General features: G+C 44.3%; 19 protein-coding genes, 1 tRNA gene and 1 pseudogene. 7 read left to right on the top strand and 14 right to left on the bottom strand.

Going from position 1 to position 23,041, the window contains the following annotated elements; all coding sequences use genetic code 11:
• Positions 1-66 precede the first annotated feature (66 nt).
• The 12 genes from EP13_RS15110 to EP13_RS15060 all read right to left on the bottom strand — a co-directional run bounded on the left by EP13_RS15110 (position 67) and on the right by EP13_RS15060 (position 12,996).
• Positions 67-2,505 carry a TonB-dependent receptor gene (locus tag EP13_RS15110; protein WP_081869517.1) on the bottom strand — a complete coding sequence of 813 codons (2,439 nt, stop codon included), beginning with the start codon at positions 2,503-2,505 and terminating at the stop codon, positions 67-69.
• A 146-nt stretch (positions 2,506-2,651) separates the two neighbouring features.
• Positions 2,652-4,220 carry an insulinase family protein gene (locus tag EP13_RS15105; RefSeq protein WP_044058006.1) on the bottom strand — a complete coding sequence of 523 codons (1,569 nt, stop codon included), beginning with the start codon at positions 4,218-4,220 and terminating at the stop codon, positions 2,652-2,654.
• Between the two features lie 10 nt (positions 4,221-4,230).
• Entirely contained in the window at positions 4,231-5,379 is a 1,149-nt protein-coding gene (pqqE, locus tag EP13_RS15100; protein WP_044058005.1) for a pyrroloquinoline quinone biosynthesis protein PqqE, read from the bottom strand.
• Entirely contained in the window at positions 5,372-5,647 is a 276-nt protein-coding gene (pqqD, locus tag EP13_RS15095) for a pyrroloquinoline quinone biosynthesis peptide chaperone PqqD (RefSeq protein WP_044058004.1), read from the bottom strand. The genes pqqE and pqqD overlap by 8 nt, the downstream gene beginning before the upstream one ends.
• A complete protein-coding gene (gene pqqC / locus EP13_RS15090) occupies positions 5,647-6,402 on the bottom strand; it encodes a pyrroloquinoline-quinone synthase PqqC (protein ID WP_044058003.1) in 756 nt (251 codons plus the stop codon). The genes pqqD and pqqC overlap by 1 nt, the downstream gene beginning before the upstream one ends.
• A gap of 1 nt (position 6,403) precedes the next feature.
• On the bottom strand, positions 6,404-7,324 hold the full coding sequence (gene pqqB, locus EP13_RS15085; RefSeq protein ID WP_044058002.1) for a pyrroloquinoline quinone biosynthesis protein PqqB: 921 nt from the start codon (positions 7,322-7,324) through the stop codon (positions 6,404-6,406).
• Between the two features lie 70 nt (positions 7,325-7,394).
• A complete protein-coding gene (gene pqqA / locus EP13_RS19140; RefSeq protein ID WP_073324441.1) occupies positions 7,395-7,466 on the bottom strand; it encodes a pyrroloquinoline quinone precursor peptide PqqA in 72 nt (23 codons plus the stop codon).
• A gap of 94 nt (positions 7,467-7,560) precedes the next feature.
• Complete coding sequence (locus tag EP13_RS15080; RefSeq protein WP_052364442.1) at positions 7,561-9,153, bottom strand: leucyl aminopeptidase; 1,593 nt, start codon at positions 9,151-9,153, stop codon at positions 7,561-7,563.
• A 41-nt stretch (positions 9,154-9,194) separates the two neighbouring features.
• A complete protein-coding gene (locus EP13_RS15075) occupies positions 9,195-9,974 on the bottom strand; it encodes an ABC transporter permease (protein WP_044059049.1) in 780 nt (259 codons plus the stop codon).
• Between the two features lie 48 nt (positions 9,975-10,022).
• Complete coding sequence (locus EP13_RS15070; RefSeq protein WP_044058001.1) at positions 10,023-10,742, bottom strand: ATP-binding cassette domain-containing protein; 720 nt, start codon at positions 10,740-10,742, stop codon at positions 10,023-10,025.
• Positions 10,733-11,713, bottom strand: coding sequence for a PQQ-dependent catabolism-associated beta-propeller protein (locus tag EP13_RS15065; RefSeq protein ID WP_044058000.1), 981 nt, complete (start codon positions 11,711-11,713; stop codon positions 10,733-10,735). Before EP13_RS15065 ends, EP13_RS15070 begins: the two co-directional genes overlap by 10 nt.
• Positions 11,710-12,996, bottom strand: a complete 1,287-nt coding sequence (locus EP13_RS15060) for a type 1 periplasmic-binding domain-containing protein (RefSeq protein WP_231497878.1) — start codon at positions 12,994-12,996, stop codon at positions 11,710-11,712. Before EP13_RS15060 ends, EP13_RS15065 begins: the two co-directional genes overlap by 4 nt.
• Before the next feature lie 197 nt (positions 12,997-13,193).
• On the opposite strand from EP13_RS15060, the gene EP13_RS15055 reads away from it, so the two are divergent.
• From EP13_RS15055 to EP13_RS19135, 4 genes and pseudogenes are all read left to right on the top strand, one after another.
• Positions 13,194-14,066, top strand: coding sequence for a substrate-binding periplasmic protein (locus EP13_RS15055; RefSeq protein WP_197035964.1), 873 nt, complete (start codon positions 13,194-13,196; stop codon positions 14,064-14,066).
• A gap of 165 nt (positions 14,067-14,231) precedes the next feature.
• Positions 14,232-16,019: a PQQ-dependent methanol/ethanol family dehydrogenase gene (locus EP13_RS15050; protein WP_044057998.1), complete on the top strand. Its 1,788-nt coding sequence runs from the start codon at positions 14,232-14,234 to the stop codon at positions 16,017-16,019.
• 165 nt (positions 16,020-16,184) lie between these two features.
• Positions 16,185-16,685 carry a cytochrome c-550 PedF gene (pedF, locus tag EP13_RS15045; RefSeq protein ID WP_231497877.1) on the top strand — a complete coding sequence of 167 codons (501 nt, stop codon included), beginning with the start codon at positions 16,185-16,187 and terminating at the stop codon, positions 16,683-16,685.
• Positions 16,686-16,765: 80 nt separating this feature from the next.
• Positions 16,766-17,236 (top strand): annotated as a pseudogene (locus EP13_RS19135) (transposase); the annotation flags it as partial.
• Positions 17,237-17,350: 114 nt separating this feature from the next.
• On the opposite strand, the gene EP13_RS15035 reads toward EP13_RS19135, so the two are convergent.
• Together EP13_RS15035 and EP13_RS15030 are read right to left on the bottom strand one after the other, a co-directional pair.
• Positions 17,351-17,437: transfer RNA gene (locus EP13_RS15035), tRNA-Leu, on the bottom strand.
• Positions 17,438-17,620: 183 nt separating this feature from the next.
• Positions 17,621-19,930: a TonB-dependent receptor gene (locus tag EP13_RS15030; RefSeq protein ID WP_044059046.1), complete on the bottom strand. Its 2,310-nt coding sequence runs from the start codon at positions 19,928-19,930 to the stop codon at positions 17,621-17,623.
• Between the two features lie 321 nt (positions 19,931-20,251).
• Between EP13_RS15030 and EP13_RS15025 the strand changes: the two genes are divergently transcribed.
• The 3 genes from EP13_RS15025 to EP13_RS15015 are packed head-to-tail and all read left to right on the top strand — an operon-like array spanning position 20,252 to position 23,035.
• Positions 20,252-21,127, top strand: coding sequence for a cyclase family protein (locus EP13_RS15025; RefSeq protein ID WP_044057997.1), 876 nt, complete (start codon positions 20,252-20,254; stop codon positions 21,125-21,127).
• 59 nt (positions 21,128-21,186) lie between these two features.
• Positions 21,187-22,098 (top strand): 3-hydroxyacyl-CoA dehydrogenase family protein, encoded by a 912-nt coding sequence (locus tag EP13_RS15020; protein WP_044057996.1) that lies wholly within the window; start codon positions 21,187-21,189, stop codon positions 22,096-22,098.
• Between the two features lie 4 nt (positions 22,099-22,102).
• Positions 22,103-23,035 (top strand): BKACE family enzyme, encoded by a 933-nt coding sequence (locus EP13_RS15015; RefSeq protein ID WP_044057995.1) that lies wholly within the window; start codon positions 22,103-22,105, stop codon positions 23,033-23,035.
• Positions 23,036-23,041 lie beyond the last annotated feature (6 nt).

Genomic DNA, 23,041 nt, shown 5'->3' with positions numbered 1-23,041 from the left:
GTTAACCTCCTTCTTTAGGACTAAGAAAAATTAGGCGCATAGCGCCTAATTTATAATTCTTTTTAATTAGAATTTCGCTTTCACATTTAAACTCACCATACGAGGTTGTGCAGGGCCGACAAATAATGGACTTTCAACATCTGAATAAATATCTTCTAATACTTCATCGGCTTCACCGTACGTGCCAAAGGTTTCATATTCTGTATCGAACAAATTGTTTATCCGTAATTGTGCACTAAAAGTGTGGTTAAACTGGTAATCTACGTAAACATTGGTCACCACATAGCTATCTAAGGTGTCATTTTCGTTGGCTTCATCTCCACGATAATATTGGCTAGACGCTGAAATTATCTCTGCACCCAAGCTGGCTTGGTTAGTAAGCGCGTAGTCGAGATAAAATTTGATATGATGCTTTGGCTGCCCAGGAATGGTGTCACCCGCTTCTACTTGCCGGTTTGCACCTAACGGGTTGAATGGGCTAAATGAGATAAAGGAAGACTCAAAGGTCGCGTCGAGATAATTATAATTGAATCGGTAGTGTAGCTGCTTCCAAAACGAATTAATGCTGAATTCAATGCCTTGTCTGCGTGTGGCGTCAATATTAATAAAATAACCTCTAGAGGCAACCGAACCTGCTTGTTGAAAAATGATGTCATCTTGGCTTTTGCTTCGATATATATTCAGCGTCAGCTCTATATCGTTAAACGCTGCGGCATAATTTGCTTCGATGGTTTGTGTGACTACCTGATCTAGGGGCGGATCGGCAACAAATCCGTTTGGTAAGCGGCAAGGGTCATCTTCGTCTGCACAACTCAATTCTGCTGGGCTTGGTGTTCGTGACGATTGACTAAAGGCAAGGTTTATTAGCGAATGCTCGGTGAGCGCGATGTCTAGCCCTATTGCTGGATTAAATTGGGTAAACCTATGATTGCCATCAAGTGAGTCATCACCGTCTTCACTCAAATCTTCCATAAGCACATGATCGCGATTAAAACGGCCGCCTATATTGAGTGAAATCGTATCAGTAATATGGGTGGTATTTACAAAGAGTAATGACCACGCAGTAGTATCTACATCGAGCCTAACCCTATCTTCAGCCGATTGCAGGCCTTGTAGTGGAGTGACGGTTCGGGTGTCATTTGCGGTTTCATTCTCTAATATGCCAAAGGTAGTATCTGCGGCATAATTAATATCTCCCTTGTTATATGTTGCTCCAATAACAAGCACAGATGGTTTACCTAATAGTTCATAGTTACTGGCAAGTTGAGACGAAAATCCAAAGGCTTGCGTATCCGATTTTCCAGTATTGTAAGTACCGTCAATCACTTCGGGGGAGACTTCCGAAATATCTGACAACGCCGTATCCTCATCATAACCGATGAAAGCAACAGCTTCTGCGTCGTCTCCAACGGTGACTAACTCGTCATCGTCGTCTTCATCCTCGTCGTTATCATTTTCGTCATCATCATCATCATCTTCTAATTCACACAAGGTAATGCGCCCATCGCTAAACTGACAGGCACCAAAGTCGCTGTCATCGCCATTTATCGATGTCGTCTCATTGTCGCGATAAAATGCATTGAAAGAGATTAGATGCGCATCGCTTAATTGTAGATCGCCAGAAACGCTGAAGTGATGTAGCTCATTGTTGGTTTGATCTGGGTGGGTATATACAGCCTCACGGCCTTCTATGTCTAATAATTCAATTGGCGAAGCGCCATTCCCTAATAGCTCACTATCGGCATATAAATAATTAACATCTATTCGCCGCTTATTGTCTTGATACGACACCGAGCTAAATACTTGATTCACCTCTGATGGTGAGTAATCACGCCATCCATCCTCTTCATAATGGTTGGCATTAATGTAGTAACCCCAACTACCATTATTGCCCCCAGTTTCTATTGAGATTGCCGATTGGCCATATTGTCCCACCGTGGCGTCTATCTCATTGGCATCAAAGGTGAAACCTGTTTTGGTGTTTAACGTCAGTGCGCCCCCTAATGTATTTTGCCCAAATAATGGATTGGAACCTGAATAAAGTGAAACCGTATCGATGGCATCAAGTGGCATAAGATCCCAATTTACTGTATCGCCAAATGCCTCATTAATTCTTCCTCCATTAAGGTAAACCGAAATGCCCTGCGGTAGCCCCAACAAGGGAGATGCGGTAAAGCCTCGGTATTGCAAGTCAGGTTGAAACGGGTTGTTTTGCGCATCATTTAGGTTAACGCTGGCAAACTGAGTTTTTAAGAGCTCTGGCAGCGAGCGACTCACACTCTCTTCTATTTGCTTTTGAGACAATGATTGAACACTGCCGAAAATTGGCGCCGCATCACTGCCTGTTTGCAGTGACGTGGCGCCGTGAACCTCTATCACTTCAACATCATTATTGGTTAGGCCACTGTCTGTTTTAGTATTGGCATAGGCATGATTGCAAAGCGCTAAAGACACGCTTGAAGCGATGAGTGCATATGATAAAGGCGTTGTATTTTTTACTATCATGATTCCGATTCTTCAATGAACGAGTATGCAATCAGTATCGTGTAGCTATGTCCCGAAAAATATCCTCCTAAAGAGGGGGGGTAGGTCGTAAATTGGTAGTATATAAAAATCCCGTTTCACCTAAATTTATTAAGTAAGATTGATAGTTACGTGTGACTTGTTAGCGTTGATTTACACCAGCATGCGCGGGTTGATAATTGGCTATCCTGCGCGGCGTAAATAAAAACATGCTCATTAAATCGCGCTACGCCTAATGCATAGCAGTCACCATTTGTTCGGGGGCGCCAAAACGAAGCCTCTGTTATCATAGTCTTTAAATGACAATGAAATGGCTTATCGACGTAATATACCCAGTGCTTGTCAGCATGCTTAAATTTTTGTTCGAGATCTTGCAGTGCCAATGCGGCAAGCTTATGCAGCAACCTAGGCAGTGGGGGTAAGTTATCCAATGATGTGAGTGAGGAAAAATTGGAAGCAAGTGTCGCGCTAGTACGTTCATTTACATCAGGGGTGCTTGAAGTATTAGGGGAAATGTTTGTTTCCTTGTTTAAATGAAAAATGGTGCTGCTTTTTTGGGGGCTAGCAAGGTAATACGCCAATGAGCGGGCGCCTACCGCTGAGGCGCTTGCAGGGTAACGTGAATGGTGAGGAGCATTATTTTGTAGATAATACATAACCAGTGTTTGTACTCCTCCCGGCAGTTTACTGTCTTTAAACAAGCTAGGTTTGGGTTTTATCGTTAGCCTTGTTAACACAGACTGCAGGTTTTCATTTGTGTGCACTTGCATCTGGTGATTGGCGTTTGCGTTATGCACAAACCGAATGGCTATCATGCCTTTGTGATTGACCTCACAGTCAATATAAAAACGGCCTAATTGGTTAAAATTGGTGTGAATCTGAGGCTCAAAAGTAAGCAAGTCATTGGTGAAATGTTCAGGTACCCACCATGTCGATACATAGCGTTCTGACGTTTCATTATGAGCACTAAATGCGCTTGGGTTGATAATGGTATTTGTATTAAGGTTGCTACTTTGCACTTCAGTCAGCGTCGCGTTAGTACTTGCCGTCTTAGCCTGCGGACTATTACCACAAGGCCTATCAGTGACCTCAGCTATTGCCTGTCTGCATACGTTAGCGAGCCCACAGTCTTTTCCACTCACTAAGAGGGTAATGTTGTTAGTTTTATACCACTTTCTTTTATAATCAATAACGTCGTTAAATTCGATATTTTGCATTAAATCAGAAAACCCTCCCGCATGTTTATAGGCCATGGGGCTGGTATCATTTCGACGTATTGCTATGTTGTTGGCATAGTCAGTATTGCTTTCCAGTAGAGAGAGTTCGCTTACGAGTACGCCGCTTCGCTCTGCCTCAAACTGACCGTTTGAGTAATGGGTATTCACCATGCCGCTATAAATAAATTGGATAGCACTGATGAAAAGCGCCTTATTTGTGCATTGCACATAAAAGTATGTATAACCCGCATGAGTACTGGCGTTAATGGATAATGGAAGCAACGCATTCGCTACGAATAGCTCGTGATCGGCAGGGAAGTGCGCTGACCCACGGAAACACATGTGCTCAGCAAGATGAGATACACCAGAGTGATCATGTGCTGGGGTATTAACAGCGAATACCCCAGTTAATGGCGATTCTGCATTGCCTGCATTGATATCAGGGGGGGGGATCGACGGTACATACCGAATGCTAATCATCACGGAACATTTACGCGCTGGCGTCTTGTATCATCTTTACAGGAATAGCATTTTTCACCGTACGAAATTTCAGTGTGGAGCTTGCCTGTTGCCCTGCTTTATCGGTTATGGTTTTCATCAGGTGATGGTCGGGTGACTTATCGCAAACGGGATCGGTTTTATGCATATCGCCAGTAAGTAAAAAAGCTTGGCATCGACATCCGCCAAAATCTTTGTCTTTTTCGTCACAGGTTTTACAGGGTGAGGGCATCCAATTATCGCCTCTAAAGTGATTGAAACTAAAATCCTGCTCCCAGATATGCTGTATCGAATGGTCTTTCACATTGGGAAAGGTTAGAGGAAGAATTTTAGCGCTGTGACAAGGAAGAGCGCTACCATCTGGGGTTATCGTTAGAAAGGTTGTGCCCCACCCATTCATACAGGCTTTTGGGCGGCTTTCATAATAGTCGGGAGTGACAAACATGAACTTTGGGCCTATTCCATCTTGCTGGTCTCTATAACGATTAATGGCTTGTTCAGCTTCCTCTAGCTGGTTTTGTGTGGGTAGTAAGTGCTCTCGGTTTTCATACGCCCAACCGTAATATTGCACGGTGGCTAGCTCGACAAAGTCGGCATCAAGTTCAGTACTTAGCGCCATCACGTCTTCAATTTCATGAATGTTTTGCGCCGTAATGCAGAAGTTCAATACCATGGGGTAGTCGTAGGCTTTAACTAACTTAGCAATGTTGAGCTTGTGCTTAAAAGAGTGACGCTTATTGCCAATCAGGTCGTTAATTTCTGCATTCGCTGATTGAAAGCTAAGTTGAATATGATCAAGTCCAGCGTCTTTTAATGTGGCAATACGTTTTTCTGTCATGCCAATGCCAGAGGTGATCAGATTGGTATAAAACCCAAGCTCGCGGGCATACGCCACTAACGCTTCCAGATCTTTTCGTAACAAGGGTTCGCCGCCAGAAAATCCAAGCTGAACAGCACCCATTTCTCTGGCTTGTTTAAACACCTTTTTCCATTGAGAGGTTGTGAGTTCGTTAAAGGTTTCTTCCATATTGACAGGGTTGGAGCAATAGGGGCAATGCAGTGGGCACTGATAAGTTAACTCGGCAAGTAACCATAAAGGTGGTGTCGTTGCCTTTGTATCTAGTGATGAGTGACTAGTCATAAATCACCCATTTTTTATCTTCTGCATGCTGTAGAAAGGTGCGAACATCATCGTCTAAGTCTGCTGGGGCATCGGGAAATGCTGCTTTAAGTGTACTGGTAATCTCATCAATAGTTCGCCCGCCATCAACAAGTTTTAGTATCTCTGATGCCGACGGGTTTAATTTAATCATTCCTTCGGGGAATAGCAGTACGTAGCCATCTTGTACTTTTTCGTACTGAAGCCGAAATAAAGGGTTCATTGAAAGAGTGCTAGTGGTGCTTGTCATTAGAATCTCCCTGTATGGCAAATGCGTTGGTCGGCGATACCATCAAAAGGTTTTCTGTCATATTCGTAGGCGAAACAAATGGCATCGGCAATACTCCATAGGATATCAATCTTAAACTGAAGAATATTCAAAGCACGGTCCTGCTGTTCGCGGGTGACAAAGTTGTCGAGGGTGATTTGAAGGCCGTGTTCTACATCGCGGCGAGCCTGTCCCAATCGCATTTGGAAATAGGTAAACCCTTCTTGGTTTATCCACGTGTAATGAGTGGGCCAAGTATCAAGACGACTCTGGTGAATTTCTGGCGCGAACATTTCGGTCAGTGATGAACAGGCAGCTTCTTCCCACGATGCGCGACGCGCAAAATTCACATAGGCATTTACGGCAAACTTAACACCTGGGAGTAAATGAGATTCGTCTAGCAGTTCATGGCGATTAAGCCCAACCGCTTCGCCTAATCGAAGCCATGCTTCTATGCCACCAAGGGTTGAATCTCCCTCACGCCCATCATGGTCGATAAGCCGTTGAATCCACGTGCGTCTTACTTTTTGATCTTCACAGTTAGCTAAAATGGAGGCGTCTTTAACGGGAATAGCCATTTGATAATAAAGCCGGTTTGCCACCCAGCCTTGTATTTCTTCTTTGCTACAATGTCCGGCGTTCATACGTTTATGAAAAGGGTGATGAATATGATAATAAGCGCCTTTGGCACGCAATTGCTGTTCAAATTCTACTTTTGTCCATGCAGATTCCGTCATATTACACCTCTATTTGCATCCCATCGTAAGCCAACTCAATGTTCTGTTCTTGCAAAGCATGAAAGGCTGATGAGTCTTCATTCAGTACTGGGTTGGTGTTATTTATATGTATCAGTACCTTACGCTTAACCTTAAAGCGGTTGAGTAACGCAATGGCACCATTTTCGCCGTTCACTGGCATATGGCCCATTTGAGTGCCTAACTTTTTGCTAAAGCCATGATCAATCATTTCTTCGTTTACCCACAAGGTGCCATCGAAAAGCACACAATCGGCTTCGGCCATGACTTGTTTCACGGTATCGTTGGCTTGCATGCACCCAGGCGCGTAAAAAAGAATATGTCCTGACTGGGTATCGGTAATTTTAAGGCCGATATTGTTACCCGGCACAATGTTATCGCGATACGTTGAATAGGGGGGCGCGTTTGACTCTAGCACCACAGACTGGAAAATTAGCTCATCTGCACCCTCAGGCACAAAGGTATCGGTAAAATTAGTGCTAATGGTGCGCTGTTGAAGGCCGCCGTGCCAGTGCTTTAGCACGGTCAATAAAGGAAATGTGGTGGTTAAATCTTCTTTCACCACATCGGTACAGTACACAGGAAGTGGTAACCCTTCTCTTAGGGTAAGCAAGCCCGTGGTATGGTCTATTTGACTGTCGGTGAGCACAATTGAGGCTATACGTGTGCCTCGGGCAATATGCTCATCAGGCCAAAGCTGTGGGTGATTATTAATTTGTTCTCGTAAATCTGGAGAGGCATTAATTAATACCCATTTACTCCCATCTACACTAACGGCAATGCTTGATTGCGTTCGAGGGGTTGTGGTGATTGTGTGTAGTCGCGCACCTTTGCAATTTTCACAATGGCAATTCCACTGGGGAAATCCGCCACCTGCGCCTGCGCCAAGAATCAATACCTGCATAACAACTCCTTGGGTATTTAAAAAGGCTGCAAATGCAGCCTTTTGATTACTTATCACAATAGGCTTTGGCTTAGCGGTTGCTGATATATAGCGTTACTTCAAAACCTAGGCGCATTTCAGTGTATTGAGGTTTAGTCCACATCGTCATTTCCTCTGTCTTTTGGATGAGTTCAACATGAGTATATGTTGATTATCTGTTAACAGATATCCTTCTAAAGGAGGAGAATTACCATGAATCATGATGATTTTCGGGAACTCGCTAGGTGTTGTAAGTAGGTTAACAGTAAAGGGATGGGACGGCCGGTTGCCGAATTAGCAGTGCCGTGCTTAAACGCGGTGCCAGCGACATCTAGATGCGCCCAAGGAAAACCTTGTGAAAATCGAGACAAAAAGCAGCCGGCAGTAATCATGCCCGGGGAGTTTTTTCCTGCATTGGCCATATCAGCATGAGAAGAGGCTATCGCTTCTTGGTATTCAGGCCATATTGGAAATGGCCATACTGGATCCTGACTTTCTTCACCAGCCTTAATCAGCGCCTGTTCAAGGGGACGTGAATTACTCATTACACTACTGCACTTATGCCCTAACGCAGTAATAGCAGCGCCGGTTAGTGTGGCGATGTCTATGATCGATTGGGGTGAAAATTGTTCGCTGTAACTCAACGCATCACATATTAGCATTCGCCCCTCGGCGTCGGTGCTTATTATCTCTACCGTTTGTTTGGAGTGGGTCGTAATGATATCGCCCGGCCGATATGCGTTGCCGCCGATGCTGTTTTCAGCGGTGGCCAAAATGCCAATAATGTTGATATTTAAGCCTAGTTCGGCAGCCGCTGAAATTACACCTAGTACGCAAGCTGCCCCAGCCATGTCGTATATCATGTGGTGCATATCACTGCCGCGTTTCAGGGAGACGCCACCGGAATCAAAGGTAACGCCTTTGCCTATTAGCACGACGGGATGAGCATTTTTATCATCTTCGTTATTTCCATCACGTCTGCCTGAGTAATGAATTACCGGCATGGAGGCAGGAAACGCCGATGCGCGATTAACCGCTAAATAAGCATTCATACTAAGCGCTTCTAGCGCGCTCTGATTGATAATCTCGGAGGTAATTGCAGAGAAATTACTGGCCAGTCTTGTCGCTTGCTCTGCCAAGTACATTGGCGTGCAAATATTAGCGGGCATATGGGATAAATCCCGTGCGAGTTGCATGCCATTGGCCAGTGAATTTTCATACTTTAGGCAAGTGAGAAGAGGCTGGGTTGGTGGGGCAGATATGGTTAATGCTGGTTCTTCTTTTGATGAAAGGTGGGGCGAAGATTTATAGCCTTTAAATTGGTAACAGCCAAAATAAAAAGCGCGCAATAATTGGCTGATTAGCATTTCTTCGGTAGTTTTCTTTTTGTTTTTACCAGCGAATACTTGTTCAGAATTAACGCTCGGTTGGCTGAAGTGGTATGGCAACACTAAAGTGATAGTTGATGAGTGGGATGAAAGGGCTCGTTTAAACGCTTCAACAAACAGCTGACGAGTGCCATGGTTTGCCGAATGATGATCAAAACTAAGGGCGATATCATGTTTTAAATCGCCTACACCAAAAATAAGCCATCTTTTGGCCGCCAAGCCCACAGGTCGATGGAGTAGAACAGATTGACCTTCAGCGCCTGTGAACGCTTCATCATCTAATACCTGCTTAACAAATACCTGAGAACTAACAGGTAACGTACTAATAGCGGCGTTTATATCTGCTGGTGCGCAAAGCCACAGCACGCATTCTGAATCTATTTCATGTAATTCGCTTGGAAGTGCCAATGTTACGCTATTCATGAGCCGCCTTGGTTTTTGGGTTATTAATAACGCGCTTTTGTTTACGAGTTTTTCTTTGTGAGCGTTGGCCTAAAGCTTCTTGCTGCCAAGGTAAAGGTTCCAAGGGAAAGCAGGGCAACAATAATAAGTTCTTTCAAAGCGAGCTTTTCATACAACCCAAATCGCAACAGCTCTACACCACTAGTAAAGGGGTTGAATGCACAAATCTGATACAGCCATTCACTCGCTTCTCGCATTTTCCATAGGGGATAGAGCGCGCTTGAAAGGAAAAACATAGGGAAAATAATGAAGTTCATAATCCCAGCAAAGTTTTCCAATTGTTTAATGGAGTTAGCGAGTAATAAACCTAATGCGCCAAGAAAAATTGATAACAATGCAATAATAGGCAAAGCATAAAGGTAACCTAGAAGGGGTAATTGCACATCAACGAGCAAGGTAAAGCAAAAGAACAAATAAACCTGCACTGCTGAAACCAACATGTTGGCCACCAATTTACTACACAATAAAAAAGCGCGGGGAACAGGACTCATTAGCAGTACTTTCATACTGCCCATTTCTCGGTCGTAAACCATGGATAATGAACTTTGCATACTGTTAAACAGCACAATCATGGCGGCTAAACCGGGCACAATATATTCTTCATACAAAATGTAAGTATCGTAGGGAGGGATCATAGAAAGCCCTAGCGCAGATCGAAACCCCGCAGCGAAAACAAACAGCCACAACAGCGGGCGAACCAATGCACTTAATAGCCGCGAACGTTGTTGCCAAAATTTCAGCATTTCACGATTTAATACACCTACAAAACAGCGCCAGTACATCATCATTTGTTCCCTGAGATTGGTATCAATTTACGGAATGTATTGGTGTTAGTTGGCATAAATAAGTACATCCCAAAGTTGATTAACATTCTCGACGTGATGTTTTCCAAGTAAAGCCGAACATATGTCATGCTCTATGAGTTGACCATTAAGTAAGATGGAAAGCGGGTCTTTGGAATACACTTCTTCAAATAAGTGCGTGGCCCACAAAACCGTGACACCTTGCTTGAGGGCTAAATCGTGTACTACAGAATGTATTAACCTGCGCGAGGCTACGTCTAACCCCACCGTGGGTTCATCAAGCAACAAGGCGGTGGGTTGATGGATAAGGCACCTTGCAAGCTCAACTCGACGTCTATGGCCGCCATTTAAACTGCGCACTTTGGTGTCGAGACGATCACTAAGATCAAGTTCAGACAATAAAGTATGAATGCGTGAAATCGATTCTATTGGATTCAACCCATGAAGCGAGGCAAAGTAAGATAAGTTCTGCTTCACAGTAAGATCGATGTCCAGGGTGTTTTGCTGAAATACTACCCCGAGTCGTTTCATAATTGACGCTCGATTTTGCACGATAGTGCAGCCATTAAAATAGATGCTTCCCTGCCCAATCCGTTCTAACCCCGTTAGCAGGGCGAATAAGCTACTTTTACCCGCGCCGTTAGGGCCAAGTAAAATATTGAAACCCGAGTTAAGGGTAAGTGATACGTCACTAAGGGCTGTTACTTTGCCATAAGAGTGAGTCACTCCTTGAATGTCTATTTCCATTTAACGGCAATTCCCCATGGGTAACGACCCACCTTAATCGTTTTCTCAACACCAAATGTTTCAGTATTGATAACCGAAACATCGCCGCTAACACCGTTGGTCGTAAGTAATAGTGATTGGTCTTGATTGAACGCTAACTGCCAAACTCGTCTGCCTACAAGAATGTACTTTTCTATTTCAAACGTGTCGGTATTCACCACGGCAACACGATTTGCAGGCCCAAGGGCGACAAACGCGTAAGGGGAGTCTTTCATCAGCAAAATACCCACGGGTTGTATTTTGTCGCGATACACGCCTTTAACGGCGAAAGAAAGTGTTCTCATTTTTTGTTTAGTCAGGGTATCGAATATGGTGACAGTGCCGCCAATTTCAGAGCTTACCCAGAGATATTTGTCGTTGTGAGTAAAGTGGGCGTCTCGGGGGCGGGCATCTACCAAGCTATTAGCAATATTTTCGTGGGTGTTGGTATTAATCCAGTGCACCATATTGGTGGTTTCTGATGTGACTACCATCATGCTTCCATCGTGGCTAACAGCCAAGCCTTCAGGTTCAACCCCTACATCTATCTGAGCAATCACCTGACTTGAGGGAATATCGATAACGGTAAGTAGTGCATCATCTTCATTCGCTGTGTAAATGGTGGTGCCGTTGGGATGAAGAGCAATGGTTTCAGGATCTTCACCTGATGGCAGGTCGCCCACAATTTCATGCGTGTTTAAGTTGATAATTTGAATACGGTCTGAATCTGAAGCGCAAATGTAAGCGTGAGATTGGTCGGCACTTAATATAAAGCCCCTTGGTCGTTCGCCTATATCAAGCGTATCTGTTATCTCAAACGTATTCATATCAATGACTGACAAGGTATTGTCTTTTTCATTGGTTACGTACGCTTGAGGTAGTGCGTGTATCGTATGGCTGATAGCACAAAAGCCGATTAACCAAAAGCCTGTGGCTACAAAGCGAGCAATCATGATGAGTCCTTACAAGATTTCATGGTGTCACCTAAGGTGTCTAGTTCGTCAATTTGGTGCAAAAAGCCAGGTAGGGGGGCATGGATCACTAGACCTTCTTCGTGTGCTAATGCAATGGGTTGACGCAGTTGGTGAGTGCTTTCGCGAAAAGTTAATGGTCGTCCTTTGTATGCGGCAATACTTAGTTGCTCATCAACTAATGTCTTAAATAGCGGAGTGCCCGTTAGAGATGATTGGATATCAGCGCCATTGTTCTTGGTTTTTTGCAAGGCGGTCGATACGGCGATAATGGCCGCGTAAGCGGCAAAGTCGACTTCATTCATAGTACGAGAAAATTTTGCTAGGAAACGATTCTGTAGTTGTCTTGCGCCCCATTGCTCATGGGTATAATGCCATCCTACGGGCTTCAATCCTGCAGAGCCTATTACAGGTACAATATAGTGAGTATTAAAGGGTAAGCTATAGGCAAACTGCCCTTGCGTGTCGGCAGCAAAAACGGTTTCGTAAGGTTTCTGGGTGCGGGTAAAAAGGGGAATCTCAGAAAATGCTGAGCGGCGTAAATCGAAGCTTGCCTGCCACGTTTTAGTTTCAACGACATTGAGTTTAAATTTCTTCGCTGTACGCAAAAATGCATTTAAATAGGCTTGGTCACTCTCATGGACTCCGTGCACGGTAAGTACATTACTCAAGCGCTTAGTACGAAGCCATTGGCCAAGGGCATCGGTCTTCATTTGATGGCTAGGGTAGGTGTGTAACACTTGAAACTCACAGTGCATGTGGCGAAATGCATCGTTGCCACTAGCGACGTTAAACACTAATGCATTGGGGTTGATACGCACCACCGCATTGGTGACTAAATGGTACTGAGTATTTGGGCTGTCGATGAGTATCACAGCCGCATGTGCAATTGCGGCAGTTGTCGCTGAATCAAAGATTGAAGACTCAGCAACAGCGTTATTATTCGTGCGCCTAGCCAATGGACTGAGGTGCGTAAGTGACAACGAATAGCCCAAAAATCTTCCGGTTATATTGGCGTCTTCAATACCAATACTCGCGCCCGCAATCCCTTCGTTATTCGGGCGAGCCAAATACAAGGGAGTGCCGGCCGGTACTGGGCGCGCCATGTTAATGTAGACAATATTGGTAGCGTGAGGTTGGGCGTTAGATTGGCCCTTAGTTTGAGCGTGAACGTTGGTGTGCACGGCTGATGCGCATAGTAGTATGGTTGATATTGAAACCCATACTTTTGTTTTATCCATTAACCTGCGGGTGGCTTTTTTCACACTTTTTTCACACTTTTTTCAAAAGTGTGCCTTTTGTAAATCGCGATACAAAAAGGGTATATGGCATTTTTCCCGAATAACATCCTCCTAAAGGAGGAAAGCTATGGCGCTAAAGTAGCATTCGAGAAAACTCAGCCGCGCATTAGTATTTAAAGCATCTAGCTTTAAGAGAGTTTCAACTCGTGTCTCAATCTCGAATCACCCTATTTTCCCCGTTGTTTTTACTGTACTTATTCAGCATTGAAGTGGACGCCCTCTCGTTCGATGACATTATTGAAAGTAACAAAATTAACATTGCGGTTTATGATGATTACCCCCCTTATTCCTATATCGAAGCGGGCGTGGCAAAAGGAATAGACGTTGATATAGCGAAAGAAATTGCCGTAAAGTTAAACGTAGAGTTAGTCATCACTTGGATGACCCCAGGAGAAACTACTGAAGACGATTTTCGTAATTTTTTGTGGAAAGGGCACATCATCCACAAAGTAAAAGCGGATTTGATGATGCGAGCACCTTACGATCGTACGTTTTCTCAAAAGCGTGATGATATTGGTCTATTGGCAAACGAGTTGGTACATATGTTCGCGCCTTACCAGCAAGAAAGCTGGCAAATTATTCACAATACGGAACGACTGCCTGAAGTAGAGACCATGGCAATGTTTCAGTACCATTCAATTGGTGCAGAAATCGACAGTATCCCTCATTTTTATCTTACATCTGCCTTTGGCGGTAGGTTACGGAAAAATACCTCTCAGTATGCCAGTAATGAACTTGCTATCGATGCTATGAAACAAGGTGAAATTGACGCCGTTATGGGGCTTCGTACTCAAATTAGTTATTTAGCACAGTTTATCGACAACAAAAAATTTAAGTTAGCTGACAATGCATTCCCCTTAATTGGGAAGCAAAAGTGGGACTTGGGAATAGCCGTTCATAACGACTATAGAACTCTTGCTTACGAGGTGGGCGATGTGATCACCGAGATGGTACAAAGCGGAAAAATCGCGCACATTTTTAGTCAATATCATGCCACTTACGAAATGCCTGCTTACTACGCTATTAACCCGTAGCGTGTCGATTTTTCAGGCATATGTCCTGTCAATTCCTCCTACTAAAGGAGGGGACAAATCACTCAGCCGTTCCATAGGCATAGCCATTGTGCACCGCTATTCTAAATCTATCGAATAGTCTGCATGTCAGATCCATTCATGGCCAATACGCAATTAGGAAACGTTATGAATAAACAACTACCATTAAAAAGAATTGCCTTAGCTTTATTGGTTTGTGCTGGTGCTATTGCTCCTGCTCAAGCTAACGTGACCGACAAAGATATACAAAACGACCAAGCCACAACCGATGATATCGTATCTTACGGTATGGGGTTACGCGCGCAGCGCTATAGCCCGCTTTCGGCTATTAACAAAGATACCATTGAAGAAATTCGCCCTGTTTGGGCATTTTCACTTGGCGGCGAAAAGCAACGTGGTCAAGAATCTCAGCCCATGGTAAAAGATGGTGTCATGTACGTGACCGGGTCTTATTCACGAGTATGGGCGATAAATGCCATGACAGGGGAGGAATTGTGGCAGTACGAGGCGCGTTTACCCGACGGTATTATGCCATGCTGCGACGTCATTAATCGCGGGGTCGCTTTGTATGACAATCTGGTGATATTTGGCACCCTAGATGCCAAGTTAGTAGCGCTTGATAAAGACACGGGTAAAACGGTGTGGAAGAAAAAAGTAGAAGATTACAAAGCGGGATACTCCATTACTGCCGCGCCCATCATTATTGACGGAATGGTCATCACTGGAAACTCGGGTGGCGAGTTTGGGGTGGTGGGCAAGGTATATGCGTTTGATGCAAAAACCGGTAAACAAATTTGGGTAAGACCTACTGTTGAAGGCCACATGGGATATATGTGGAAAGAGGGTAAAAAAACCGAAAATGGTATTTCTGGCGGCGCGCCGGGTGAAACATGGCCAGCAGATCTTTGGAAAACAGGCGGCGCAGCAACTTGGCTAGGTGGTACTTATGATGCCGACACAGGCTTGTTGTTCTTTGGTACGGGTAACCCATCACCTTGGAATTCCCACCTTCGCCCTGGAGATAACTATTTTTCGTCGTCTCGTTTAGCTATCAATCCAAAAACTGGCAAAATTGTGTGGCATTTTCAAACTACGCCTCATGATGGTTGGGATTTCGATGGTGTAAACGAACTTATTTCTTTCGATTATCAAGAGTCGGGTAAAACGGTGAAAGCTGCTGCAACAGCGGATAGAAACGGTTTCTTTTATGTATTAAATCGTGAAGACGGTGACTTTATCCGAGGCTTTCCATTCGTGGACAAACTAACGTGGGCAAAAGGCTTAGATAAGAATGGTCGCCCTATTTACATTGAAGAAACCCGTCCAGGCAATCCGTCTTTGTCTGACGATGGCAAAAAAGGGGCTATGGTAGTGGCTCGGCCGGCCTTCTTAGGTGGTAAAAACTGGATGCCGATGGCGTATTCGCCAGACACGGGTTTATTCTACGTTCCTTCAAATGAATGGGAAATGGATATTTGGAACGAAACGACCTCGTATAAGAAGGGCGCAGCTTACTTAGGCGCAGGGTTTACGATTAAATCGGTAAACGAAGATTATATTGGTGTACTTCGCGCCATTGACCCCAAAACGGGTGAAGAAGTGTGGCGTTATAACAACTTTGCGCCACTGTGGGGGGGAGTAATGACTACGGGGGGCGGTTTAGTCTGGACAGGGAACCCTGAGGGTTACTTAATGGCCTTTGACGATAAAACCGGCGAGATGGTTTATAAGTTCCAAACTGGTTCAGGCATTGTAGGATCGCCTGTAACCTGGGAGATGGAAGGTGAACAATACGTGTCGGTATTATCAGGCTGGGGCGGCGCAGTACCTCTTTGGGGTGGTGAAGTGGCTAAGCGCATTAAGCACCTAAATCAAGGTGGGACGGTATGGACATTTAAGTTGCCGAAACGCTACGAACAGGTCGCTAAAAACTAACAAGTTAAAAGCACAAAAGAAGCCGACGCCCAATTAGGTATCGGCTTTTTTTATTTGAGTATTAACCTTTATCCTCCCAAAGGAGGAGCCTTTCAAAACCAAAGTAGAGTTACCCCAAATATCACATTAAGTATAATTTTATCATTAGCTTATTAGGATGTACGAATGATGAAAATGAAAGTATCGCTATTACTTATCACGCTTTTTATGACCGCAGGCATAGGTAAATTAGCTGCACATGGCAACGTGACACCACAAGGTGCAGATAGCTCTGAAATGCAAAAAATTACCGGTGGTGATGAGTCTGAAGACGGTTGGGTTTTCCAAAACCCTTATCGTAACTTAGATGAAGAAACCCATAAAAAAGTTTATGAATTTGGTGAGTCAGCCTACTCAAATAACTGCGCAGTTTGTCATGGTCTTCATGCTCAATCAGGTGGCATCAACCCAGACCTCCGTTTGCTTGATCCAGAAAGTATGGAAGATGACGAATGGTTTGTGGAACGACTTCGCTTCGGGTCATCAAAGGGCATGCCTGCATTAGGTGGTATTCCAGAAGGGCAATCTGAGCCAATATTAGATCAAGAAACACTTTGGGCGATTAAAACCTATGTAGAAGCTCGCCGAGAGGTAGCGATAGAAGAGGGTGAGATAGACGTTGAATAGAATCTACTTTTTTGCCTGCTGGGTTGAGGGAGCGCCCAGCATTTTTGGGGCAATAAAATTACAGTAATGGGCCGCATGAGCTGCAAATAATTAGCTCACACTATCCCAAAACAGGCAACGGTCGGCGTCCCTATTCATTAGAAACCATGTACTGCATTCATTGCATGCAGCAATGGAAGACGCACTGTATGAAATTGCCTCAATGCGCCAGTTTGCAAAATTGTCACTGGATAAAGTTATTCCAGAGCGTGCCACCATAATGAATTTCCGACAGTTACTGGTAAACACAAACTGACTCGCAAGTTGTTCAAAACCGCTAATCAATGGCTGTCGGATTGTGGTTGTGATGATGACTCACACGCTGATGACTCCCGCCGCCAATGAGCATGACCTGAACCAGATGAAAAACCTATTGCATGGTGAAGAGAAATTCGTTTCCGCGCAAAGGTGAAGCATCCGTTTCGCATTATCAAATGTCAGTTTGGTTTATCAAAGCTCGCTATAAGGGACTGAGGAAAAATAGCTCCCAGTTAGCCATTCCATTTCCTTAGAGTGTTAGGCTGGATATAAGATTATAAAAATAGCCCTAAAAATACTTTTATAACCGAAAAATTTAGGCACAAAAAAACCGACTCAAAGGTCGGTTTGCTCTCTATTTAAAGAGATGGTACCAGAGGCCGGACTTGAACCGGCACGCTATTTCTAGCAACGGATTTTGAATCCGTCATGTCTACCAATTTCATCACTCTGGCATTTATCTGTGCATCAACATAGCGCTGATGTGGGGCATTATAGCGATAGTGAGCCGTCATACAACACTTTTTTTATCTATCTGTAGTCGGTTGACTAAAGATTGCCCAAATAAAAAAGGGGCGATTGCTTTAATGCGCCCCTTTGTCTGATTTATGTGGCCTTTATGGTTAAAGGTAACTTAATTAGAACCAGTTATAAGCAAACTGTAAATTAATCATACGTTGTTGGTTTAGCGTTTCTGCGGTAATGCCTTGATCGCCGGTTGGCGCGCCAAGTATGGCGCCAATCGGGGCGGCAGGTGGGCTGCTGAAATCCGCTGAACGGGCGTTAGTGATATTCTGAATTGACAGTCGTAAGTTCCACACCCCATCGTAGGGTTCAATGCCAATAGAGAAATCTAGCGTAGTGAGGCTATCCGAAGGGTAGGTTTCATTTATTTGGCTTACCATATCGTCACGATAGCGAAGGGTGCCTGAACTTAGCAATAGCAAATCCTTAACGCCTAGTTCTGTAATATAAGAATAGCCTACGTTGCCTGTCCATTTTGGCGCTTGTGCTAAGTCTGAGCCGTCGTCTTTGTGAACACTATCTGCGTATGTTACGGCGGCAGATATACGCCAATCATCGTTAATTTGATAAAGGGAATCTAGTTCAAAACCTGTGGATTCAACATCCACATTTTGGGTTAAAAAGCCAGCGCTTGAGTCGGTAACGAGAAACGAGGTTTCCTGAAAATCGAAAATTTCAGTATAAAATATAGCGACATTTAGGTTCACACTTTGATCCAGTAACACCAATTTTGCACCTGCTTCATACGTATGAGCTTCTTCCGATTTCACCCGTGCCCCTCCTTCAGATACATCTAATGAGGGGTCGCCACTAGTGACTTCAGCAGATTCAGCAAAGCCGCCGGTTTTGCTTCCAACGCCATAAGATGCATATAGCGTAGTATCGCGATCGTAGTTATAGCTTAACGAAGCATTGCCGTTTAAAAAGCTGTCTTCAAAGTCTAACTCCGACTCGAAAGGTGGGTTAATAACGGTGTTCCATAGGGTTTGTAAGTCACCTTGAATGCGATCAAACTCTACATCTTTGCTTTCATCGGTATAGCGTAAACCTACCGCAAGAGTAAGATCGTCAGAAAGGTATATATCCGATTGAGCAAACACAGAAAGCGTTTCTGTTTGTTGCTTAAAGTCGTTGCCGAATGAACCATTGAATATTTCACCGCTTATATCTCCAGGGGGGAAATTGGGGGTGTTAAAGAACTGTTCTTCTAGAGAGTCCCAATCACTGTTGAAGTAGAAAAGACCTGTCATAAAGTCGAAATCGTCGCGGCCTTCTGAGGCCAGTCTCAATTCTTGTGAAAATTGATCATAGGTTTCAACACGTTTGAAGTATGTGCTGTAGTATTCAACGTCTCCGGTTGTCACATAGGTAACTTCGTCAAACGCACTGCCGAAATCAAAATCATCATAAAAAAGAATGTCGTAGTTCGCCGTAGAAGTCACCGAGGTAAGCATTAACTCACCCACTTCTTTTTCTATGGTAAGGGTGAAAGCGTCTACGGTGGTGTCGTGATAGCTTTCATTGTATTTGCACTCGTCGCACCAAGCGTTTTTTGTATCGTCTAATTGCGCCTCACCAATAATGTCGATAACGTCTTCGGTAAAATAATTACCGTTATCCACATACTGATAGGCGTTACCAATACGTTCACCGGTAGAATGTTGGTACGCACCTGTAATAGTGAGTGTATCCGATGGGGTATAAAGGCCAGTAATACGTAACCCCCGGTCGCTGTCTTCCGGTACATCTCGACCAGTAGCAATATTTTCTACCCAGCCGTCTTGATCTGCTGCATGTCCCGCTATTCTCAAACTGAAATCATCACTAACGGGTAGGTTGATAGCACCGTCTAAATTCCAGCCTCCATTGGCGACCTCAATGCCCCCTTTAATACTGGCTTCAAATTCATCTGTAGGCTTGCGACTAACAATACTGATGGCACCTAAGCTGGTATTTTTTCCCAGTAGGGTGCTTTGGGTTCCTTTTATCACTTCAATGCGCTCAACATCAAAAAAAGCGGCGGAATACATGCGCCCTTTTCCTACAAACATGCCGTCTTGAAACAGTGCAACAGACTGGTCAAAGCTTTGCGTTCTGGCTGGGGTGCCTAAGCCTCTTAGGGTTAGGGCTAAGCCGTCGTCAGGTGCGCGAGAAAACACCATGCCAGGGACTAAGTCGGCAATTTCAAAGAGATCATCTACGCCATATTTCTCTATTTCATCTGAGGGCAGAGCGGTAATAGTGGCAGGCACTTCTTGTAACGTTTGGGTGCGTTTTTGAGAGGTAACTTCTATAACCTCCAACTTAGCATTACTTTTTTGCTGTTCATCTACTTGCTCTTGAGATACCGCAGAGTGGGATATCGCTGCTGAGCAACTGAGTATTATTGCCTGTGTGAGTGTGCTGCACTTGAATTTCGTCATACCAGGTTTCCCCAAGTTTGTTATAGACATTACTTTGTCCTTTGTTGTTACCACAATGTGATACACCTGTATTGTTCAATAATTACGCTACAACTCATTCGCCCATCCTGTCAATAGAATATGTTAAAAATGTAAATAAAAAGTTATTTGCATTTCAGGTGTTAAGGTTTTTTTTGATTGTTTAAATATTAAATTCATGAATTTATTGCGTTAATTATCATTTTTCATATTTTCTCATGTAAAAAATATGTTGTTGACACGTTCATTTTATGTTGATAGTTTCATATTGCGGTTAACATGTATCACAATATGGGTAGCAAGATGAAGATTAATGACATAAAGCGAGTTCATAAAATTTCGAAGCAAGACATGGACAGCATGATTCAAGAAGAGAATGTGAATAACGACACGGGTCTGGAGTTTTATGACCTTAGTCATGAATGGGGATTAGGGCAGCCTTGCTGGCCATATTTTGAAGACGTAAAGATTGAACGCCTGCATGGTATGTCTAAATCTGGTGTGCTTACTCAGCGTATTACAACGGTTATGCACTCGGGTACACATATAGATGCGCCAGCTCATGTAGTTGAAGGCACACCTTTTATGGATCAAATGCCGCTCCCCCGTTTCTTCGGGAAAGGTGTTGTGGTGTCTATTCCGAAGAAAAAATGGGAAGTGATTACGGCCGAAGACTTGGAGAATGCAACCCCCGCTATTCAAGAAGGCGATATCGTTATCATTAATACAGGGTGGCATCACACCTACGCAGACTCTTCTGAATATTATCATTATGGCCCCGGCCTTTATAAAGAAGCCGGCGAGTGGCTAGCTAAGAAAAAAGTAAAAATGGTGGGTATCGACGTGCAAGCGCTTGACCACCCTTTAGGTACGGCAATTGGGCCTCATGGTCCTGGTCCACTGATTCCTCATTTAGAGCAAGAATACAAAGAACATTCTGGTGGGCGTGCAATTATCGATGACTTCCCTGATTGGGAGCCTTGCCACCGTGCGCTTTTAAGTAATGGTATATGCGGCATTGAAAATGTCGGTGGCGAGTTGGATAAAGTGACAGGCAAGCGCTGTACTATTGCGGCTTTTCCGTGGCGTTGGAAAGGCGGTGATGGTTGTATTGTCCGACTTGTAGCGATGATAGACCGTTCAGGTTCTTTCCGAATAGAAAGTGGCGAAAGCGAGTAAAACATTGAAGGAGGTTCGGCAAGTTAGCGCCTCCCACTAACTTTATTTAGGATTTCACCATGTTCGAGTCAACCAATGTTGCTGTTTTAGGGGCGGGTTTGATGGGCTGCGGTATAGCTCAGGTATTTGCCAGCCACAAGGTGTCGGTGCTTTTATTTGACCCCTTTGAACAGGCGAGAGATACAGCGCTATCTAAGATAACCAACGGCATTAAAAGTATGGGTGGCGACATCTCTGCTACCCAATATATCAGTGTGGTCAGTGATATCGAAGCCGCAGTGGCGAATGCCGACGTCATTATAGAAGCGGTACCAGAGAAGCTTTCCTTAAAACAAGAGGTATTCCAGCAAATACAGCCCCTTATTAAGTCTACAGCCATCGTTGCCAGTAACACGTCGGTAATCCCTATTAAGGATATTTTCGATGGATTGGATTTTCAAAACCAAGTGGTTGGTACGCACTGGTGGAACCCGCCTTATTTAGTGCCGTTAGTCGAAGTTGTGGAAAGTGAAAAAAGCAGCACTGATGTCATTAAAAAAATGATGGCGCTGCTCACGTTCGTTGGTAAGAAGCCGGTCCACGTGAAAAAAGATGTGCCAGGATTTGTAGGTAATCGAATGCAGCACGCATTGTGGCGCGAAGCCATCGCGCTCATCAACGATGGCGTTTGCACAGCAGAGGATGTGGACGTAGTGGTTAAGAACAGTTTTGGGCTGCGCCTGCCTCAACTTGGCCCTATCGAAAATGCCGACCTCATTGGGCTAGATCTCACCCTCGATATACACAACGTCATTCTACAAAGCTTAAATACCGATAAAACCCCTTCGCCGGTTTTACAGCAACGAGTGGCTAAAAATACCCTCGGAGTGAAAACGGGGCAGGGGTTTTTATCTTGGGATGACAACAGTATCCAGAAGGTGAGAGAAAATCTTAATACTTACCTATTGAACGTGACCAAACAGCGAGGATAGAGCAATGAAAAAGAACAAAAAAGTTATTATAACGTGCGCTGTCACCGGGGCTATGCATACGCCCACTATGTCTGATGCGCTGCCTATTACCCCCAAGCAAATTGCTAACGAGTCAGTAAAGGCTGCCGATGCCGGTGCGTCCATTATCCACCTGCATGCGCGTGACCCATATACGGGCCAACCTACGGGCGACCCAGACGTATTTATGCAGTTTTTACCCGAAATAAAACAACACACTGATGCGGTGATTAATCTTACTACTGGCGGTAGTCCAACCATGTCTGTGGAAGAGCGTTTGGCGTGTGCAATGAAGGTAAAACCAGAAATGTGCTCGCTTAACATGGGCAGCATCAACTTTGCAATGTTTCCCTTGGCCTCGCGTTATAAAACGTGGAAGCACAGTTGGGAAGAGGATTATGTACGAAATAGTGACGATTTCATCTTTAGAAACACCTTTCGTGACATTGAAAAAATCATGACGATTATGTCTGAGCACGGCACTAAGTTTGAGCACGAATGCTACGACGTAGGACATCTTTACAACCTGGCCCACTTTGCAGACCGAGGTTTGGTGAAGCCCCCGTTCTTTATTCAAACTATCTTTGGCATTTTAGGTGGAATAGGGGCGGATGAAGAAAACCTGATGTACATGAAAAGTACTGCCGACCGTTTATTTGGGGATGACTATCAATGGTCAGTATTAGCGGCGGGGAAAAACCAAATGCCGTTTTCTACACAAACCGCCTTAATGGGGGGCAATGTTCGTGTAGGTCTTGAAGACAGTTTGTTCATTGGGAAGGGGCAAATGGCACAGAGCAACGCACAACAAGTTGAAAAAATTAAGCGGGTTCTGGCCGAGTTCTCGTTAGAGATAGCCACACCAGAAGAGACCCGCTCTATGCTGGGGCTAAAAGGCAAAGATAACGTCGATTTTTAAGGACAG

It is taken from the genome of Alteromonas australica (genome assembly GCF_000730385.1).
In the GTDB taxonomy this organism is placed as follows: Bacteria; Pseudomonadota; Gammaproteobacteria; order Enterobacterales; family Alteromonadaceae; genus Alteromonas; species Alteromonas australica.
The sequence above is the reverse complement of the archived record's forward strand: the minus strand, read 5'-3'. Positions and strand labels throughout refer to the sequence as shown.

Coding starts and splice junctions, on each gene's coding strand:
- EP13_RS15110 (WP_081869517.1), bottom strand. CDS start 2,505: ATGATAGTAAAAAATACAACGCCTTTATCATATGCACTCATCGCTTCA.
- EP13_RS15105 (WP_044058006.1), bottom strand. CDS start 4,220: ATGATTAGCATTCGGTATGTACCGTCGATCCCCCCCCCTGATATCAAT.
- pqqE (WP_044058005.1), bottom strand. CDS start 5,379: ATGACTAGTCACTCATCACTAGATACAAAGGCAACGACACCACCTTTA.
- pqqD (WP_044058004.1), bottom strand. CDS start 5,647: ATGACAAGCACCACTAGCACTCTTTCAATGAACCCTTTATTTCGGCTT.
- pqqC (WP_044058003.1), bottom strand. CDS start 6,402: ATGACGGAATCTGCATGGACAAAAGTAGAATTTGAACAGCAATTGCGT.
- pqqB (WP_044058002.1), bottom strand. CDS start 7,324: ATGCAGGTATTGATTCTTGGCGCAGGCGCAGGTGGCGGATTTCCCCAG.
- EP13_RS15080 (WP_052364442.1), bottom strand. CDS start 9,153: ATGAATAGCGTAACATTGGCACTTCCAAGCGAATTACATGAAATAGAT.
- EP13_RS15075 (WP_044059049.1), bottom strand. CDS start 9,974: ATGTACTGGCGCTGTTTTGTAGGTGTATTAAATCGTGAAATGCTGAAA.
- EP13_RS15070 (WP_044058001.1), bottom strand. CDS start 10,742: ATGGAAATAGACATTCAAGGAGTGACTCACTCTTATGGCAAAGTAACA.
- EP13_RS15065 (WP_044058000.1), bottom strand. CDS start 11,713: ATGATTGCTCGCTTTGTAGCCACAGGCTTTTGGTTAATCGGCTTTTGT.
- EP13_RS15050 (WP_044057998.1), top strand. CDS start 14,232: ATGAATAAACAACTACCATTAAAAAGAATTGCCTTAGCTTTATTGGTT.
- pedF (WP_231497877.1), top strand. CDS start 16,185: ATGATGAAAATGAAAGTATCGCTATTACTTATCACGCTTTTTATGACC.
- EP13_RS15030 (WP_044059046.1), bottom strand. CDS start 19,930: ATGACGAAATTCAAGTGCAGCACACTCACACAGGCAATAATACTCAGT.
- EP13_RS15025 (WP_044057997.1), top strand. CDS start 20,252: ATGAAGATTAATGACATAAAGCGAGTTCATAAAATTTCGAAGCAAGAC.
- EP13_RS15020 (WP_044057996.1), top strand. CDS start 21,187: ATGTTCGAGTCAACCAATGTTGCTGTTTTAGGGGCGGGTTTGATGGGC.
- EP13_RS15015 (WP_044057995.1), top strand. CDS start 22,103: ATGAAAAAGAACAAAAAAGTTATTATAACGTGCGCTGTCACCGGGGCT.